Consider the following 16365-nt stretch of genomic DNA (forward strand, 5'->3'; position numbering starts at 1 on the left):
GGAACGCAACCGGCTACTATCGACCAATGCCCCAGCTCACCCAAGGTCGGAGTAGCAGCCGCAGCCGCCGGCGCGGCGAGGTGCTCGAACGCGCGCTCTACGAGGCCACCTTGGCGGAGCTGGCCGAGGTCGGATACGGCGGACTGACGATGGAAGGAATCGCGGCGCGCGCCCACACCGGCAAGGCGGCGCTGTACCGACGCTGGTGCAGCAAGCACGATCTGGTGCACGCCGCCCTGGTCTACACCCTGCCGCCGCTGCCGGAGCTGCGCTCCGGCCGATCGGCGAGGGAGAATCTGCTGACGCTGTTCACCGCGCACCGCGACATCCTGGCGGGAAAGACCGCCTTCCCCGGGCTCGACATCATCCACCAGCTCTTGCATGAGCCGGAGATGCGCGTCATCTTCGCCGACGCCGTGGTGTGCCCGCGGCTGCAGATCATGGAATCGATCCTTCAGGCCGCGGTCGACAACGGCGAGATCGACCCTGCCGCCGTCACCCCGCTGACGGCGCGAGTCGGACCGGCGCTGATCAACCACCACTTCCTGCTGACCGGGGAGCCGCCGAACCGGCGCGAGCTGGCGCTGATCGTCGACACCGTCATCCCACCACGAGTGCGGGAAAACGGCGCCGACTGATTCAGCCCTAGCCGACGAACAGACCGGCGAAGTCGGCGCCGGCTGCCAGGCTCTGATCGAAGATGCCCTCCAGGCCGCCGATCGCGCCGCCGTTGAAGACCTGCTGTCCAGTTCCGGCCAAGACCGTGCCGACCGCCGGGACCTGAACGCCGCCCACCAAGCCGTTGACGGTTTGCTCACCGGTGAGCAAGAAGAGGTTGCCCACGTTGAACAGCCGGTTGAGCCCGCCGTTGAGGGCGGTGTTGGTGCCGAAAGTACCGGTCTCCCAAGCGAGCTCGCTGGCCAACAGGTTGGTGTTGAAGCCCACCTCCTGCGTCAGCAGGTTGTTGAGGAAGCCGATCTGGCCCGAAGCCAATCCCTGCAACCCCGCCATCGGCGCCGCCACCAGCGAGGCCCCCAGCCCCAGCCCAGGAGTCGCGGCGAACAGCGACCCGTTGAGCCCCGCGGTCAACGACGCCTGCAGCCCGGCCGCGTTGATCCCCGCAGTCAACGCGGCCTGCAGGGATCCATTGCCGGTCAACGAGGTCGCCGCCGCGCCGATGGCGTTGAGGTCCCACAGGAACTTGGTGTCCAGGGCGCCTAGCAGCCCGCCGAGCGCGCCGCCGGCGATCAGGTTGGTCGGGCTGCCAACCGCGAGGCTGGCAAGGATGGCGCCGCCGGTAGGAAGCTGGGCGCCCAGCAGGCTGTCGAAGGTCACCTCGCCGGTGCCCAACAGGGTGTTCCAGAAGTTGAAGAAGCTGTCGAGCGCGCCGCCTACCGCGCCGGTGCCGCCGAAGAGGGCCGTCTCCAGCGCCGTCTCCTGGGCGACCAGAGCCGTGTTGAAGCCCAGCTCGTTGGTGATGAGTCCGGTGTTGAAGCCGAGCTCCATCGCCTGGAGCTGGGCGAGGAATGCGGGCACATTCGGCGCCGTCAGCAGCCCCTGCCAGGGCGCGACCAAGTTGGCCAGCAGCGTGGGCAGCCCGGCCAGGCCGACGCCGAGACTCCCGTTCAACCCGAGGTTGAGCTGCAGACCCAGCCCGTTGATTCCCGCCATGATGTTGGCACCCAGGGTGGGGCTCAAACCGAAGGCGGCGAGCGCGGCGCCCAGATTGGCGGGCAAGGCAAAGCCGCCGGTCAGGGCGGGCAGGTTGCCGGCCAGCGTCGCACCCGCTTGCAGCAAGCCGTTCAGCCCGGCACCCAGCCCCGCGAGGCTGCCGCCGAAGCTGCCCGACAGGGCGGTGTTGAGCGCACCGTTCAGCCCGGCAAGGCCGCCGGCCAGGCTGGCCTGCAGGCCGGGGAACCCGGCGGTGAGGCCACCCGTGAGGTTCGAGAGGCTCGCCGCCAGCGTCCCGCCGGTCTGCGTCAGGGCAGCCAGCCCCCCGTTCAGATCCGCGGCCAGCGTCGCGCCCAGCGGCCCCAACCCCGAAAGGCTGCCACCCAAGCCGCCCGACAACGCCGCGTTGATCGCACCGTTCAGCCCTGCAAGCGAACCGCTCAGGCTGGCTGAAAGCCCCGGCAGCGCGGCGGTTAACCCGCCGGCGAGGGCCGGCAGCGCGATGCCGAAGCTGCTCGCGAGGCCCGACAGCCCGGTGCCCAGGCTCGCGGCGAACGCGTTACCGGTCTGCGCCAGACCCGACAGGCCGCCATTCAGGTTGGCCGCCAACGAGGCACCGAGCGGCCCCAACCCCGAAAGGCTCGCGCCCAGGCCGCCCGACAACGCGGCGTTGAGCGAGGCGTTCAGGCCGGCCAGCCCGCCGTTCAGGCTGGCCGACAGCCCCGGCAGTGCGGCATTGAACCCGCCCGCCAGCCCGGAGAGCCCGGTGCCGACGTTCGTCGCCAGGGCCCCGCCGGTCTGCGCCAGCGCCGACGCCCCGCTGTTGAAATCCGTTGCGATCGCCGCACCGAGCGGGGCCAGGCCCAACACGTTGGCACCCAGGGAGGCCGACACCCCAGCGTTGAGCGACGCGCCCAGCCCGGCCAGGTCGGCGCTAATGGTGGCGCCCAGCCCCGCCAGCCCCGCGCTGAGGTCCACGGTCACCCCAGGCGCCGCGGCCGCCAGCCCCTGCACGACGTTCGCCTCAGCGGATGCATAGCTGGCCGCACCGGCGGTCAAAGTCTGGACAAATTGCTGGTGAAAGGCCGCCGCCTGCGCGCTGAGCTGCTGGTACCCCGCCGCGTGCGAGGAAAATAGCGCGGCTATTTCCGCCGAAACCTCGTCGGCGGCTGCGGGCAGCAACGTCGTGGTCGCGGCGGCCGCCGCGACGTTGGCCGAACCGATCGTCGAACCAATATTCACCAAGTCTGTTGCGGCATCAGCGATGAACTCTGGCGCTGCGATGAGAAAAGACACTGCTACCTCCCCTGCTCAACACACACGTCCAACGCCATCCCCGGTCCCCCGATCAGGCGCGTATTGCGATGGCCGCAGCGTATCCAAATGGCAGCGTGAAAGCGCTCGTTTGCGCTAAAAACGCAATCCGCAGGTCTTCGGCCTGAATGGCCCGAAGACGCCATCGGTGAACCAAAGCGAAACGCCCGACGAACACGCGAACGTTACGTGCAGCGGACGGCCCGGTTCGACGCCATGATCCTGCCGGCGTCTTCGGCGCGCCCGAACTCGAGGAGCCTCCTCCCGCTTACATCAGGCCGGCGAGGTCGAAGCCAACGGACAGGGTCTGGTCGAACACGCCCTCGAGACCGCCGACGGTTCCGAAACTGCCCGTTGCCCCGCCGATGAGGGCGGTACCGACGAGCGGAGCCGGGAACGCTCCCAGAAGGGTGTTGACGCCTTCCTCGCCCGTTGCCAGCATCACGTTGGGGATATTGAAGGCGCTGTTGACCGCCCCGTTTAAGGCGTTGGTGCTGCCGAAGAGTGTTTGCTCCAGGCCAAGCTCGCCGCTCAGCAGGTTGGCGTTGAAGGCGATCTCTTTGGCAACCAGGTCATCGATGAAGTAGACCTGGGGCGCCGCCCAACCGTCGACCACGCCAATCGGCGCATTCAGTGCCGCCTGCAATGACCCACCGCCCGTCAACCCGCCGCCTACCAGGCCGACGGCGTGCAGATCGAACAACAATTTCTGATCGAGGGCGCCCACCAGCCCGTTGATCCAGCCGTTGTTGCCGATGGCGAAACTGCCGGGCACATAAAGCCCGCTGACGAACGAATACCAGACAGCGCTGCCGGGGACGAACCCCACGACGGGGAACTGCGCGCCCAAGAGTGTGTCGAAGCCGATCTCACCTGTACCCAGAACCGAGTTCCAGAAGTTGAAGGTGTCGTCGAGCGCGCCGTTCAGCGCGCCGGGACCGCCGAAAGCGGCTGTCTCCAGCGCCGTCTCCTGGGCGACCAGGGACGTGTTGAACTCTAGTTGCCCATGGATCAACGCGCTGTTGAAGCCGGTCTCCATCGCCTGCAGCTGAGTCATGAATGCGGCCGGCGAGCCAGCGGTCAGCAGCGTTTGGAACGGCGCGACAGCGTTGGCCAGCCCGCCGGGAAGACCCGACACTCCCGCGGCGATGCCGCCCGACAGCGCGGTGTTGAGCTGGGCGCTCAGCCCGGAAAGGCCGACGCTCACGTTGGCACCGAGGCTGGGGCTGATACCGACGACGCCTTGCAGGGCGCCCGCTGCGCCGGTCAAGCCGGCCGGCAGGGCGGTGCCAAGGGAGGGCAGTCCGGCGCTGAGGTTGGACGCCAGCGACCCGCCGGCCTGCGCCAGCCCCGAAAGGCCGCCGCCGAAACCACCCGACGATGCGGCGTTGAGCGAACCGGCTAACCCGGAGATGTCCGCGCTGAGGCTCGCCTCCAGCCCCGACAGCCCACCGCTCAGGTCCACACCCAGCCCGGGGACCGTACCGGCCAGGGTTTGCAAGGCGCTGGCCTCGGCGGAGGCATAGGTGGAGGCGCCGGCACTCAGAGCATGAACGAACTGCTCGTGAAACACCGCCGCCTGGGCGCTGAGCTGTTGGTATCCCGCCGCATGGGCGGAAAACAGCGAGGCGATCTCTGTTGACACTTCGTCGGCAGCGGCGGGCAGTATCTCCGTGGTCGCTGTCGCCGCCACAAAGTTGGCCGACCCGATCGTCGAACCAATATTCGCCAAATCCGTTGCCGCGTCAGCTATTAGCTGCGGCGCTGCGGTCAGAAACGACACGATTACCTCCCCGGCTCAAACCCTGACGCGGCGAAGTACCGATGTGACGAACCAAGTGTCGTAACGCCTGCAGAGTTTCGAAATAGTTGCCTGAAACCACCCTGTAAAACATACTTACCGTAACTTGTGACCAGAATACAAGGTTATAGGTATGTTTTGTGGTCTATTTCATGACTGAGGTTACGGACGCTGGTCAGGGCCCGGTTTTGATCCATTGACCGGCGTCCCCGACGATGCCGACCGGTACCGCACCCGACAGGCTGACGTTCTGCACGCTGGGCCCGGCCGCGACGATGGTGGTGTCCTGCAGGATCGGCAACACGGTCGACATGTTCCACAGCCGCGGTTCGACCGCGGTGATCACGTCGCTGATGTTCTTGGTCCCGTTGAGGGCGGCATCGATGTTGGACTGGATGCTGCGGTCGCAGATTCCGGTGAGGTTCGACGGCGCTTGTACCAGCGCGCCGGGATCGGGCGGGCGGCTCGGCGGCACGGGTGTCGGCGTCGTGCCGGTGGTGCCGGGCCCGGCCGGCGGCGTAGAGGCGGCCGGTCCGGAATTGCCGGTCGTCGCCACGTTGGGGGTGGGCACCGTCGTGGTCTGCAGCGCGGGGCAGCCGTAGCGCGAGGCCAGCAGCGTCGCCAGGTTCCCGCCGGCCTGATGCCAGCCGACGATCGCGTCGACCTGGTTGTTGTTCAGCGCATCGTGGTACAGCAACACCGGATCGAGCGCCAGCACGTTGGCCGCGATGCCGACGTTGCGCAGCTGGTCGGCGGCCGTGTTGGCCACCGCGACCGAGGTCGGGTCATTGGCCGCCACCCCGATGACCAGCGAAAGCTGCTGTCCGTCCTTGCTGATGCGGCCGCGGGTGACCTCGGGCGGCCCGGTGCTGGCCGGTGTGGGCGCCGGCGACGCCGACGCGGTGGTCTCGACCTGGTAACCGGACGCGGACAGCAACGCCAGCGCCGCCGGCGTGGTCATCGCGGGAGGCGCGGTCGGCTCGTAGCCGGGGTCGCTCGGGGAACGGATCTGGGCCTGGGCCAGCGTGACGGTGTTGTCGCTGCCCGCGCCCACGGCCGCCAGCAGGTCGACGTCCAGCAACCCCAGGATCGCCTTGCGGACCTGGGTGTCCGACAGCTTGGATTCGTTGGCGCGCAGCGTCAGCTGCATCACCCGTGGCGTCACGATGCGGGCGGTCCGCACGTCGGGGATGGCCGACAGCTGCGCGAAGGCCGTCGAGCCGCCGTGCACCTGGGCCACCTGGGTGTCACCGTTGCGCACGGAATCGGCCAGCGCGGCCGGCGCGCCCGCGCGCCGGAACAGGATGAGTGCCGGCTTGGCGGGCGGCCCCCAGTAGCGGTCGTTGCGGGCGATCAGGATTTCGTCGCGCTGCGGGTCGATGCTCTCCACCCGGAACTGGCCGCCGGTGACCGGCAGCGCCCGGGCCAGCCCGGCGGCGAATCCGCCCGGAACGTCCTTGACGATGTGGGCCGGCAGGATGTTGCTGAACAGCTCCTTCCACGCCGGATACGGCTGCGCGAAGGTGACCACCGCCTGCTTGCCGCCCTCGAGTGACTGCACGCCGGTGATGAAGTCGTACCCGGCCGGGTCGACCACACCCGGTTGGCTGACCATCTGCCGCCACAGGTACCAGAAGTCGTCGGCGGCGATCGGGGCGTTGTCGGTCCACTGCGCCTCGGGCCGGATCTTGTAGGTCACGGTGAACGGGTTCTGGTTGGTCACCTCCGCGGACACCAGCAGCGTCGGATCCATCTCCCAGCGCGAGCCCGTCGGGCTATTGGGATCGGGGACCGGCCGAAACGCGCTGGGCAACACCAGCGCGCTGATCGCCGCGTTCACCGGCGACAGGTCGGACAGCAGATGCGGGTTGAATCCCGCGCCGATGGAGTCGATGCCCATGATGATCTGGGTGGGACGCTGCGGCGGTGGGGCCGAGTTGTGCGGTGTATCGGTGCTTTGCGGCGCCGGCGGGGGGCTGACCGTACACGCCGCCAGCACCAGCCCGGCCAGCGAGACCACCGCGCCGACCGTCATGAACAGGCGGCTGGCGCGTCTCGGCACGCCCATCAGGGTATCGAGCAGCCGCTCAGCAGCCCGTCCGACCACGCCCGCGCCGGCCGCCAAGTCGTTAACCCCGGGCCTTGGCCCGCGACCGGCTGCGGGCCCGGCCGGTGGCGTCCAGCTCGACCTTGCGGACGCGCACGATCTCCGGGGTCACCTCGACGCATTCGTCTTGCGCGCAGAACTCCATGGCGCGCTCCAGGTCGAGCTCGAGCGGCTTGGCCAACGTCTCCATCACGTCCGCGGTCGACGACCGCATGTTGGTCAGCTTCTTTTCGCGGGTGACATTGATATCGAGATCCTCTGGGCGCGGGTTGATCCCGACCACCATGCCCTCGTAGGTGTCCTGGCCGGGCTCGACGAAGAACTGGCCCCGGTCGGCGAGCTGAATCAGCGCGAACGGCGTGATGGTGCCGGACCGGTCCGAGACCAGCGACCCGGTGTGGCGGGAGCGGATCTCCCCCGCCCACGGCCGGTAGCCGTCGAACACGGCGTTGGCGATCCCGGTGCCGCGCGTGATGGTGAGGAAATCGGTGCGGAAGCCGATCAGGCCGCGGCTGGGCACGATAAAGTCCATCCGGACCCAGCCGGCCGCGTGGTTGGTCATTTCCTCCATGCGGCCCTTGCGGGCGGCCATCAGCTGGGTGATCGCGCCGACGAACTCTTCGGGGCAGTCGATCGTCATTGCCTCGAACGGCTCGTGCAGCTTTCCGTCGATGGTGCGGGTCACCACCTGCGGCTTGCCGACCGTGAGCTCGAACCCCTCGCGGCGCATCTGTTCGACGAGGACGGCGAGCGCGAGTTCGCCGCGGCCCTGGACCTCCCAGGCGTCCGGACGGCCGATGTCGACCACGCGGATCGAGACGTTGCCGACCAGCTCCTGATCCAGCCGGCTGCGCACCATCCGCGCGGTCAGCTTGTGGCCCGACACCTTGCCGGCCAGCGGCGAGGTGTTGGTGCCGATCGTCACCGAGATCGCCGGCTCGTCGACGGTGATCCGGGGCAGCGCGTGAGCGTGGTCGGGATCGGCCAGCGTGTCGCCGATCATGATCTCGGGCAGCCCGGCCACCGCCACGATGTCGCCGGCGACCGCCTCGTCGGTGGCGCTGCGCTCGACCCCTTCGGTCGCGAGTAGCTCGGTGATCTTGGCGCTGGTGATGACGGGCAGCCCGTCGACCTCGCGCATCCAGGCAACCTGCTGGCCTTTTCGCAGTTTGCCGTTGTAGATGCGGATCAGGGCGAGCCGTCCGAGGAAGGCCGACGCGTCGAGGTTGGTCACCAGCGCCTGCAGCGGCGCCTCGGGGTCCCCCGTCGGCGCCGGGATGTGCTCCATCAGCACGTCGAACAACGGGTCCAGGTTGTCGCCGGCGGGCACCTCGCCGTCGGCCGGCTGGGTGGTGCAGGCCACGCCGGCCCGACCGGAGGCGTACAGCGTCGGCAGGCCCAGCGCGTGCTCGGCCGCGGCTGCGGCCTCGTCGTCGAGATCCGATGCGACGTCCAGCAGCAGGTCGTGGCTGGCCTCGACCACCTCGGCGATGCGCGCGTCGGGCCGGTCGGTCTTGTTGACGACCAGGATCACCGGAAGGTGGGCGCCCAGCGCCTTGCGGAGCACGAACCGCGTCTGCGGCAACGGCCCCTCGGACGCGTCGACCAGCAGCAGCACCCCGTCCACCATGGACAGCCCACGCTCCACCTCACCGCCGAAGTCGGCGTGCCCGGGAGTGTCGATGACATTGATGACCGTGACGCTCCCATCCGGGTTGTGGCGATGCACCGCGGTGTTCTTGGCCAGGATGGTGATGCCCTTTTCCTTCTCGAGGTCACCGCTGTCCATGATGCGTTCCAGGGTGTCGTCACCGCGGTGGTGCAACGCGCCGGACTGCCGCAGCATCGCGTCGACCAGGGTGGTTTTACCGTGGTCGACGTGGGCGACGATGGCGACGTTGCGAAATGGCACGTCGGTGATTCTGGCAGCGGGGACCACGGATAGCGAACTGGGCTGTTGAGCCGGCTCCCCCGCGGTCACCGTGAACGCATGGCGGCCCCGCTCGGCGTGTCGTGACCCTATGGGCACACCCAACGCTCGACGGGCCGCCTCACCAGCCGCGGCGGCGCGGTGCCGAGCCGATCAATTCGTGCTTGTCCGCCACGTCGCGGGTGCGGTACACGATGTAGGGCCGGAACAGGTAGGCCACCGGGGCGCTGAACGCGTGCACTAGCCGGGTGAACGGCCACAGCGCGAATAGTGCCAGCGCGATCGCCACGTGTATGTGGTAGTAGAACGCGGCGAGGGCCATCAGGTCGCCGCGCGGGTCGAGGATCCAGATCGACGGAACCAGACCGACAGCGCTGTAGGTGCCGCTTATGGGCCCGCTCAGAGCGCCCGAGCAAGATCCGCCAGCCACCCGCGATCGGCGGGCACCCAGTCGACGTCGTGCAGTTCTGCCGCCGTCACCCAGCGCAGCGCCCGGTGGTCATGCGGGTGCGGTTTGCCGCGCAGCAGCCGTACCCGGTACGCGCGCAGCGTCATCGATCCGTTCAGCGCAATGTCACCGCCCAGGCGGTCGCCCACCGCTACGTCGCCGACCTGCAACCCCAGCTCCTCGGCCAGCTCGCGGGCCAGCGCGCCGCGCTCAGTCTCGCCGGGCCCGACCTTGCCGCCGGGAAGTTCCCAGCGCCCGGCCAACTCCGGGGGCCGGATCCGTTGGGCCACCAAGAGCGCGTCGCCACTGATGACGGCACCGGCGACGACGATCTGGGTCGGCATGGCCTGTGACGGTATACCGCCGGGGTATGGACGCACTGGCATGCCGCCGCGTACTCGGCCGGCGTGCGGTAGCCCAGCGCCGAGTGGTGGTGTCGATGGTTGGGATCATCCTTGAAGTCGCCTATGGCGACGCATGCCTCGAACAGGGTGTTCCAGTGGTTGCGGTGAAGGCACTCGTCCCGAAGCCGGTTGTTGAACGATTCGATGTAACCGTTGTTCCCCGATGGCGGCCGGAATGTAGAGCATTCCGAGCTTGACGTTGCGGAACCGTTGCAGCGCTTGAGAAATGAACTCGCCATGGGTGCTGGTCAAGGATTTATAGGGGCGTGACAATCATGGGCGCGAGGTAGGTCTGCACGTAGTCCCGGGTTTCGTCGAGCGTGGCGAGCTTGATCCCGGTGTGGGGAGTGACGACGAACGACAGTGTGAGTCGGGTATGCAGTTCGGCGGCGGTGCGGAGGTGACGCTCTTGGCGGGCGGTCGTTTCTTGATCCCCGTAAAGGTCGGTTCGTAGCTGCGCGGCTGTGTAATCGATGGCGAAATCGAGGATGGCTCCGGCATCGATGGTCAGGCTGGGCAGGATCGCTTCTGGTTCGGTGCGTAGCAACTTCTTCAGCAGAGTGTGCTCGCGCAGGAACGTCACGGTAAATAGCGTGCCGTAAACCAGGCGGTCTTCGACAGTCTTAGCGTGCGCGCGGGCTTGGGCGATGCCGTCGAGGTATCGGAAGGCTTCGGCCAGGACCATCGCGTCGATGAGCACGTCTTTGGTGGGGAACCGGCGATAGAGAGTGGCCCGGCCCACACCGCTTCGGCGGGCCACGTCTTCCATGGTGGTGCGCCGGATGCCGATGAGTTCGGCCTGCTCAAGAGTGGCGTCGAGGATCCGGGTGGTAATCGCGTCGGGTTCGCGGACACGCGCCAAAACAGCTGGATCGGGTTGGGCTAGTCGCCGCACGAAGTCCGCTGTTCGCGTCGATGCCACCGAACCTCCTGCCCTCAACATGGGACCCGCAGTAGCGTAACATCGGCACATGTGAGACATTGTGCGTCTTATCGTATCGTTCGTCTCGCTGAGCATCACGATAGCCCTCACGGGATGACTAGAAGGGGGATTCATGGATATCGGATTGTGGACGCGATGGTTGGTGATGCACGGTGTGCCGCGGACATTCATGACGATCCGGGCACGCCGCGGCGACCCTCTGGCTAGCCTCATCGCCAGTCACGGGCACGGTATCGATCCCTACCCCTTGACCGAGCAGCTCCGTACCCGTGGGCCGTTGGTGCGCACCCCGTTTGCGTGGGCCAGCGCCGACCATGGTGTGTGTCGGGAGGTGCTGCGCGACAAACGCTTCGGCGTCTCGACACCGGCGGACAGGTGGGCTCCAGGCCCACTGCGCAAGGTACTCACGCACACCAACCCTGGAGTGGCCAATCCAGTGGAACCGCCCGCTATGGTCATGGTGAATCATCCCGATCACACTCGGTACCGGCAGCTGGTGGCTCAAAGCTTCACCCCGCGCGCAATCGACACCCTCGATGCCCGGGTCAGTGAAGTGACCCATGAACTTATCGATCAACTCGCCACCAAACCACGGCCGGACCTTATCGCCGATTTCGCCGCTCAGCTGCCCGTCGCGATAATCGCCGAGATCCTCGGCCTACCCGCTGATACTCATCCGCAGCTCCTGGAATGGGGTCGCTGCGGGGCACCGCTCCTGGATATCGGGATCGGCTGGCGAACCTACCGACGCGCCATCGATGAATTGCGCGGTGTCGACGGTTACCTCAGCGACCGCTTTAGCCAGATTCGCGCAGAAAGCTTCGGTGACACCCCGTTCCGTCGGATGGCCGCGGATAATTCCATGATTGACCGTGAGCTGTACTCCAACGCCGCTCTACTTATTGGGGCCGGCTTTGAGACCACGGTGAACCTCATCGGCAATGGCATCGTGCAGTTACTCGACCATCCAGAACAGCTTGCCCGCCTGCGCGCGGACCCGGACTTGTGGTCAGGGGCGATCGAGGAAATCCTGCGGTTCGACAGCCCCGTCCAGCTAACCGCCCGCACGGCGCTCTGCGCCGTGGAGATCGCCGGGCAGCGGCTGCGGGCCGGCGAGACAGTCGCTCTGCTGCTAGGCGGCGCCAACCGGGACCCCAACGTATTCAGCGACCCCAACCGCTTCGACATCACCCGCCCCAACGCCCGCGAGCATCTCGCATTCGCCTCTGGAGTGCACGCTTGCCTGGGCGCCGCCCTCGCCCGCATCGAAGGCGCCACCGCATTGCAAAGCCTCTTCGCGGCCTATCCCGGCCTGCACCTCACCGAATCACCCAGCCGTCGCGGACTGGTCAACCTGCACGGTTACTCATGTCTGCCAGCCCGGTTAGGCAGCCGAACACGATCCACCGCCGAACTGTAGCGCCCAAATGCCACCACCATCCGGCCGAAATGCCATCGATCGCGGCATCTGGGATGACGCAAGACGGCCACCGCCCGCACAGCCATCAGAGGGGCTGCTCTACGACCGCACCCCATCGCCCCACTTGCCGAACTCCCGCCCGACAACGACACCACGCTGATCCCGACCTCGCTCAGGCTGACCACACCGAGCACCACGATCTGGAGGTAAAACCAATGGTCCAAGTAGACGTCTTCTGGTCCTACGCGATCGGCGCCGGCTTCGCGATGGCGGCGACCCGTCAAATCGCTCGCGCCGGCCGCACCGAACCCGCGTCCGGCCCGGTGCCCAACCGCTGGCGCCGATTCAGCTCACCGCATCGATCCGTCACTCTGCTGTATTGCGCGGTGCTGTTCGCCGCGAGCGGGATCTACCTGTTGTGGGCGTTCCCCGACTGGGAAACCATGCAAGTCGCCACCGACCACGCATCGATACCGGCCTGGCTGGTGACGATCTTCGCCATCACCAACGTTACTCAAGGACTGCTCGGCTACTGGGTGGCCGAGCGGCTCATCCTCGCCGGACATCACTATGCGGCGTTCCTGCAAGTCTGCCTTGGTTACTTCGCCATGTTCTTCATTCTCGTTCACGGCTGGGACGGCCGGGGCTATCAGCGCTTCTTCTCCGCCGATAAGGAAACGTTCCAGTCCTGGCCGGCCGATCCGTCCTTAGTCGAGGCACTAGGCAGAATCGGTCGTTGGCTCACCTCCCCGGTCGCGTTGACCTTGGCCGCCATGACCGTCATCGTCATCGTCTTGTTGTGGATCATGCTCGACTCCATGCGGGAGGGATATCGCTCCGCCGGCGTGGACGAGCCACGCACGCTGGTCCTGTTGGCTGCGATGCTCACCACGGTCTTCGGGGTGTGCGTTCTCTCAGCGATCCTGGCCAGTGCGCTTGTCCACCTCATGGGATGGTTCATTGGCATACCCCTGGCCGCGGTAGCGATCTGGATCGGCGCCGTGTGGCCACGAACCGGCGTCGTTTATCGACTCTATGGGCTTCTCCGGCTCGTCGATGCCCGGCCCGCGTTGGCACAGCCCGTCGCGGCGACGACCTGATACGTCATCACTGACAAAGCGCTGGGGCTTTTGGCGGCGGAAGCGGCCGGTGGTAGTGCCGAGCTGAGCCAGGTAGACGAGCCGCTCGGCAGTGATGGAGCGTTCCACACGGCGCCCTTGGGCCGGTTGAACTCCCACCAGTCCTCCTGGAGCCTGACCGCGAATCCGCAAGCCCGGCAGGGCTTGTCGGTAGGTCGCGGTAACCGGCAGGGCGCGCTTGACTTGGTCACACCTAGCACACGCACGCTGGTTACCCCTGGCGTACCGTCGGGGTATGGCTGTGTTATCGGATGAGGAAGTGGACGCCGCACTGCCCGACCTCAACGGATGGGAGCGGTCCGGCGGTGCCCTGCGCCGGTCGATCAAGTTCCCGACGTTTCTCGACGGCATCGACGCCGTGCGCCGGGTGGCCGAGCATGCCGAGAGCAAGGATCACCATCCTGACATCGATATCCGTTGGCGGACAGTGACTTTCGCGCTGGTCACGCATTCCGAGGGCGGGATTACCAAGAACGACATCGCGATGGCGCGCGACATCGACGGCATCGTCGGCGGTTAAGCCACCGATTCGGCATCGGCGCGGTTGCCGGTGGCGGCGATCCAGATCAGCGTGGCCACCGCGGCCACGATGTAGACCAGCCCGGCCCACGCCAGGTACCACGGTCGGCCCAGCTGCCAGATGGTCGGTTGGGCAAAGCTGAGCAACCACGGCACGCCGATGATGGTGAGCGCCAGCCAGCCCCAACCCACGACCCGCGCTCCGGGGCGCTCGCGTGGCGGCCCGTGAATCGCCCAGATCATCAACGGCACCAGCCACACCCAGTGGTGGGTCCACGAAATCGGCGAGAACAGCAACCCGAATATCTCGACCACCAGCAACTTGCCGAGGCGGTCCGGCTCGTCCAGCGCCCGCCACGCCAGGACGGCCAGCACGGCGGTGACGGCGATGGCGCCCACCACGAGGGGGCCGAAGCCGGCGTCGTGGCCCAGGATCCGCGAAATGCCGCCGCGCCAAGACTGATTGAACGACGTGGCGACCGGACCGACCCGGTGCGCGTCGCCCAACAGGTCGGTGAAGTAGTAGCGCGTCTGGTCGCCGACGATGAAGGCCGACACCGCGACGGTGCCGAGGAACACGACGACGGACCACGCCGCGGCGCCCCACCGCCGGACGCCGAGGAAATAGACCCCGGAGATCGCCGGCGTCAGCTTGATTCCGGCCGCCACGCCGACCAGCAGGCCCGATAGCCACCAGCGTGTGGAGTAGACCGCCCACAGCACCGCGAGCATGAGCAACACGTTGATCTGCCCGTAGTCGAAGGTGCTGCGCAACGGCTCGATCCAGATGGTGATCGCGGTCCACAGCATCGCGACGCGGTGACCGGCGCCGGCGGGCACGCCCGTCAAGCGCTGGCTGAGCCGGACCGCGCCGTACAGCGCGGCCATCGTCGCAACCTGCCACACGAACGCGACCACCCCGAACGGCAGCAGGTGCAGCGGGTAGAAGACGACGGCCGCAAACGGCGGGTAGGTGAACGGCAGCGGGAAGTCCGGCGTCTGGTCGGCGTAGACGTAGCTGTACAGGGTGCCGGGATGGTCGAGGGCGGCGGCGCCGCCGAGGTAGACGTGCAGGTCGACGAAGTTGGCCCCGTTGGGCGCCAGGTACGTCCAGGCCAGTCGCGCGGCCACGCTGGCGATCAGCAGCAGCGGCGCGGCCGCGTGGAGCCGACTCGCGAGCCGCCCTGTTGGGGATGCCGTCGGCGCGGCTGTGCCTTCAAGGGTGGGGTCTATCTGCCCGACTTTAGCGAGCGGGGCGTCGGCCCGGTCACCGCAGTCACTCGTATCGGTAACGATCAAATAAATGCCACACGTGTCACTTGAGTCACTTCAGTATCAAAGTAGCTTCGGGCTGGGACCTGTCATCGACAACCAGGGAGAGTCATGCCAACCATTTGGACCTATCTGCGTGCAACCGCCGTCGTGGTCGGTTCGTCCGCAGCGCTACTGACGGGCGGAATCGCCCACGCCGACCCCGTGCCGGCTCCGCCGGTGCCGAACATTCCGCAACAGCTGATCAGTTCGGCGGCCAACGCACCGCAAATCCTGCAGAACCTCGCCACGGCCCTTGGCGCCAGCCCGCCGGCGGCGCCGGCGGCTCCCGGCATCAGCTTCCCGGGGATGCCCTCGGCGGCTTCGCCGGTGTCGCCTCAGGCATCGGTTCCGTCGATTCCGGGGCTCACCCCGCCCGCCGCGCCGGCGGCCCCGGCGGCAACAACGCCGGGCATCCCGGGGCTCGGCTCGATTCCGGGGCTTACCCCGCCCGCCGCGCCCGCGGCCCCGGCGGCAACAACGCCGGGCATCCCGGGGCTCGGCTCCATCCCGGGCTTGACACAGCAGGCGCCGGCGGCGGCGGCCGCCGCCCCGGCCGCCCCGGCCGCTCCGACGATTCCGGGGCTGCCCGCCATCCCGGGGCTTTCGGCACCGGCGGCCCCCGCCGCGCCGGCCGCCCCGCAGATCCCGCAGGCCAAGGTGGACATGCCTGCGCTGCCGTCCAACCTGCCGGTCAGTGTGCCCGCGCAGCTGACGCTTCCGCAGGATCTGCAGGCACTGACCGGGGGGCAGGCTCCCGCGGCACCGACCGCGCCGGCGCCGGCCGCACCGGCGCTCACCAACCCGATGTCGCCGCTGCTTTCGGCCATTCCCTGAGCACACCGTTAGACAGCAAACCGACAACCTAGACCGGAGGACACCGTGGCGAACAGTTGGAACTTGTGCAAAGGCTTGGCCGCTTTCGTCATGGCGTCGGCTGCCGCGTTCGGGATGTGCCCGAACGCGGCAGCCGATCCGGCCGCACCGCAGCCTGCACCGCAGGCGAATTCCCCCCAGCAACTCCCGGGTTTGCCGGCGCTGTCGCAGCTGAGCCCGATAATCCAGCAGGCGGCCAGCGACCCCACGCAGGCGACACAGCTGCTCATGGCCGCCGCGCAGGCGTTCAGCCACAACTCGACGGCGCCCACCGAGTCCAAAAACGTTGCGGCGTCGGTGAATCAGTTCGTGCAGGAACCCGGCGCGCCCGGCGGCGTCACCCCGCCCGACAACGCGCCGGTGCAGCACGTGCCGGCGGCGGGCATCGAGCCCGGCCTGCAGTCACACCTGCCTCAGGGCATCGATCCGGCGCACGCGGCGGGGCCCGCGCCCGTCGCGGGCCCGGCTGCGCACCGGGCAAC

Annotated in this window: 12 protein-coding genes and 3 pseudogenes; 6 read left to right on the forward strand and 9 right to left on the reverse strand. The window is 67.8% G+C overall.

Translation table 11 applies throughout. The features are described 5' to 3' along the window. The first annotated feature begins 26 nt into the window (after window positions 1-26). Window positions 27-638, forward strand: coding sequence for a TetR/AcrR family transcriptional regulator (locus tag A5764_RS08910; protein ID WP_067111796.1), 612 nt, complete (start codon window positions 27-29; stop codon window positions 636-638). A gap of 7 nt (window positions 639-645) precedes the next feature. Here the strand turns inward: A5764_RS08910 and A5764_RS29820 are convergent, their stop codons facing one another. From A5764_RS29820 to A5764_RS08945, 8 genes and pseudogenes are all read right to left on the reverse strand, one after another. Further along, window positions 646-2967, reverse strand: a complete 2322-nt coding sequence (locus A5764_RS29820; RefSeq protein ID WP_082951589.1) for a PE family protein — start codon at window positions 2965-2967, stop codon at window positions 646-648. 286 nt (window positions 2968-3253) lie between these two features. Beyond that, complete coding sequence (locus A5764_RS29825; RefSeq protein WP_156664580.1) at window positions 3254-4768, reverse strand: PE family protein; 1515 nt, start codon at window positions 4766-4768, stop codon at window positions 3254-3256. Window positions 4769-4961: 193 nt separating this feature from the next. Further along, entirely contained in the window at window positions 4962-6854 is a 1893-nt protein-coding gene (locus tag A5764_RS08925; protein ID WP_197501240.1) for an ABC transporter family substrate-binding protein, read from the reverse strand. Window positions 6855-6915: 61 nt separating this feature from the next. Further along, entirely contained in the window at window positions 6916-8805 is a 1890-nt protein-coding gene (gene typA, locus A5764_RS08930) for a translational GTPase TypA (RefSeq protein WP_067111846.1), read from the reverse strand. A gap of 139 nt (window positions 8806-8944) precedes the next feature. After that, a pseudogene (locus A5764_RS28195) lies at window positions 8945-9198 on the reverse strand (respiratory nitrate reductase subunit gamma); the annotation flags it as partial. Window positions 9199-9222: 24 nt separating this feature from the next. Further along, entirely contained in the window at window positions 9223-9615 is a 393-nt protein-coding gene (locus A5764_RS08940) for a (deoxy)nucleoside triphosphate pyrophosphohydrolase (protein ID WP_067111808.1), read from the reverse strand. A 71-nt stretch (window positions 9616-9686) separates the two neighbouring features. Continuing rightward, window positions 9687-9914, reverse strand: a pseudogene (locus tag A5764_RS30020) (integrase core domain-containing protein); the annotation flags it as partial. Window positions 9915-9931: 17 nt separating this feature from the next. Further along, a complete protein-coding gene (locus tag A5764_RS08945; protein ID WP_067111810.1) occupies window positions 9932-10597 on the reverse strand; it encodes a TetR/AcrR family transcriptional regulator in 666 nt (221 codons plus the stop codon). Window positions 10598-10730: 133 nt separating this feature from the next. Here A5764_RS08945 and A5764_RS08950 point away from each other — a divergent pair, with 133 nt between their 5' ends. The 3 genes from A5764_RS08950 to A5764_RS08960 all read left to right on the forward strand — a co-directional run bounded on the left by A5764_RS08950 (window position 10731) and on the right by A5764_RS08960 (window position 13697). Further along, a complete protein-coding gene (locus tag A5764_RS08950) occupies window positions 10731-12038 on the forward strand; it encodes a cytochrome P450 (RefSeq protein WP_067111814.1) in 1308 nt (435 codons plus the stop codon). A 215-nt stretch (window positions 12039-12253) separates the two neighbouring features. After that, a complete protein-coding gene (locus tag A5764_RS08955) occupies window positions 12254-13138 on the forward strand; it encodes a hypothetical protein (RefSeq protein WP_067111817.1) in 885 nt (294 codons plus the stop codon). A 274-nt stretch (window positions 13139-13412) separates the two neighbouring features. Then, window positions 13413-13697, forward strand: a complete 285-nt coding sequence (locus A5764_RS08960) for a 4a-hydroxytetrahydrobiopterin dehydratase (protein ID WP_067111820.1) — start codon at window positions 13413-13415, stop codon at window positions 13695-13697. Here A5764_RS08960 and A5764_RS08965 read toward each other — a convergent pair. Beyond that, entirely contained in the window at window positions 13694-14995 is a 1302-nt protein-coding gene (locus tag A5764_RS08965; protein ID WP_369807292.1) for a mannosyltransferase, read from the reverse strand. The genes A5764_RS08960 and A5764_RS08965 overlap by 4 nt on opposite strands. Before the next feature lie 84 nt (window positions 14996-15079). Between A5764_RS08965 and A5764_RS08970 the strand changes: the two genes are divergently transcribed. Continuing rightward, complete coding sequence (locus A5764_RS08970; protein ID WP_067111823.1) at window positions 15080-15844, forward strand: hypothetical protein; 765 nt, start codon at window positions 15080-15082, stop codon at window positions 15842-15844. 45 nt (window positions 15845-15889) lie between these two features. Next, a pseudogene (locus tag A5764_RS08975) lies at window positions 15890-16365 on the forward strand (hypothetical protein); the annotation flags it as partial.

It is taken from the genome of Mycobacterium sp. 852002-51057_SCH5723018, from assembly GCF_001667035.1.
GTDB lineage: Bacteria > Actinomycetota > Actinomycetes > Mycobacteriales > Mycobacteriaceae > Mycobacterium.

Bases quoted from the DNA above. Each gene is read 5' to 3' on its own strand.
- A5764_RS08940 (WP_067111808.1), bottom strand. From the start codon at position 9,615: ATGCCGACCCAGATCGTCGTCGCCGGTGCCGTCATCAGTGGCGACGCG.
- A5764_RS08925 (WP_197501240.1), bottom strand. From the start codon at position 6,854: ATGGGCGTGCCGAGACGCGCCAGCCGCCTGTTCATGACGGTCGGCGCG.
- A5764_RS08955 (WP_067111817.1), top strand. From the start codon at position 12,254: ATGGTCCAAGTAGACGTCTTCTGGTCCTACGCGATCGGCGCCGGCTTC.
- A5764_RS08960 (WP_067111820.1), top strand. From the start codon at position 13,413: ATGGCTGTGTTATCGGATGAGGAAGTGGACGCCGCACTGCCCGACCTC.
- A5764_RS08910 (WP_067111796.1), top strand. From the start codon at position 27: ATGCCCCAGCTCACCCAAGGTCGGAGTAGCAGCCGCAGCCGCCGGCGC.
- A5764_RS08950 (WP_067111814.1), top strand. From the start codon at position 10,731: ATGGATATCGGATTGTGGACGCGATGGTTGGTGATGCACGGTGTGCCG.
- A5764_RS08970 (WP_067111823.1), top strand. From the start codon at position 15,080: ATGCCAACCATTTGGACCTATCTGCGTGCAACCGCCGTCGTGGTCGGT.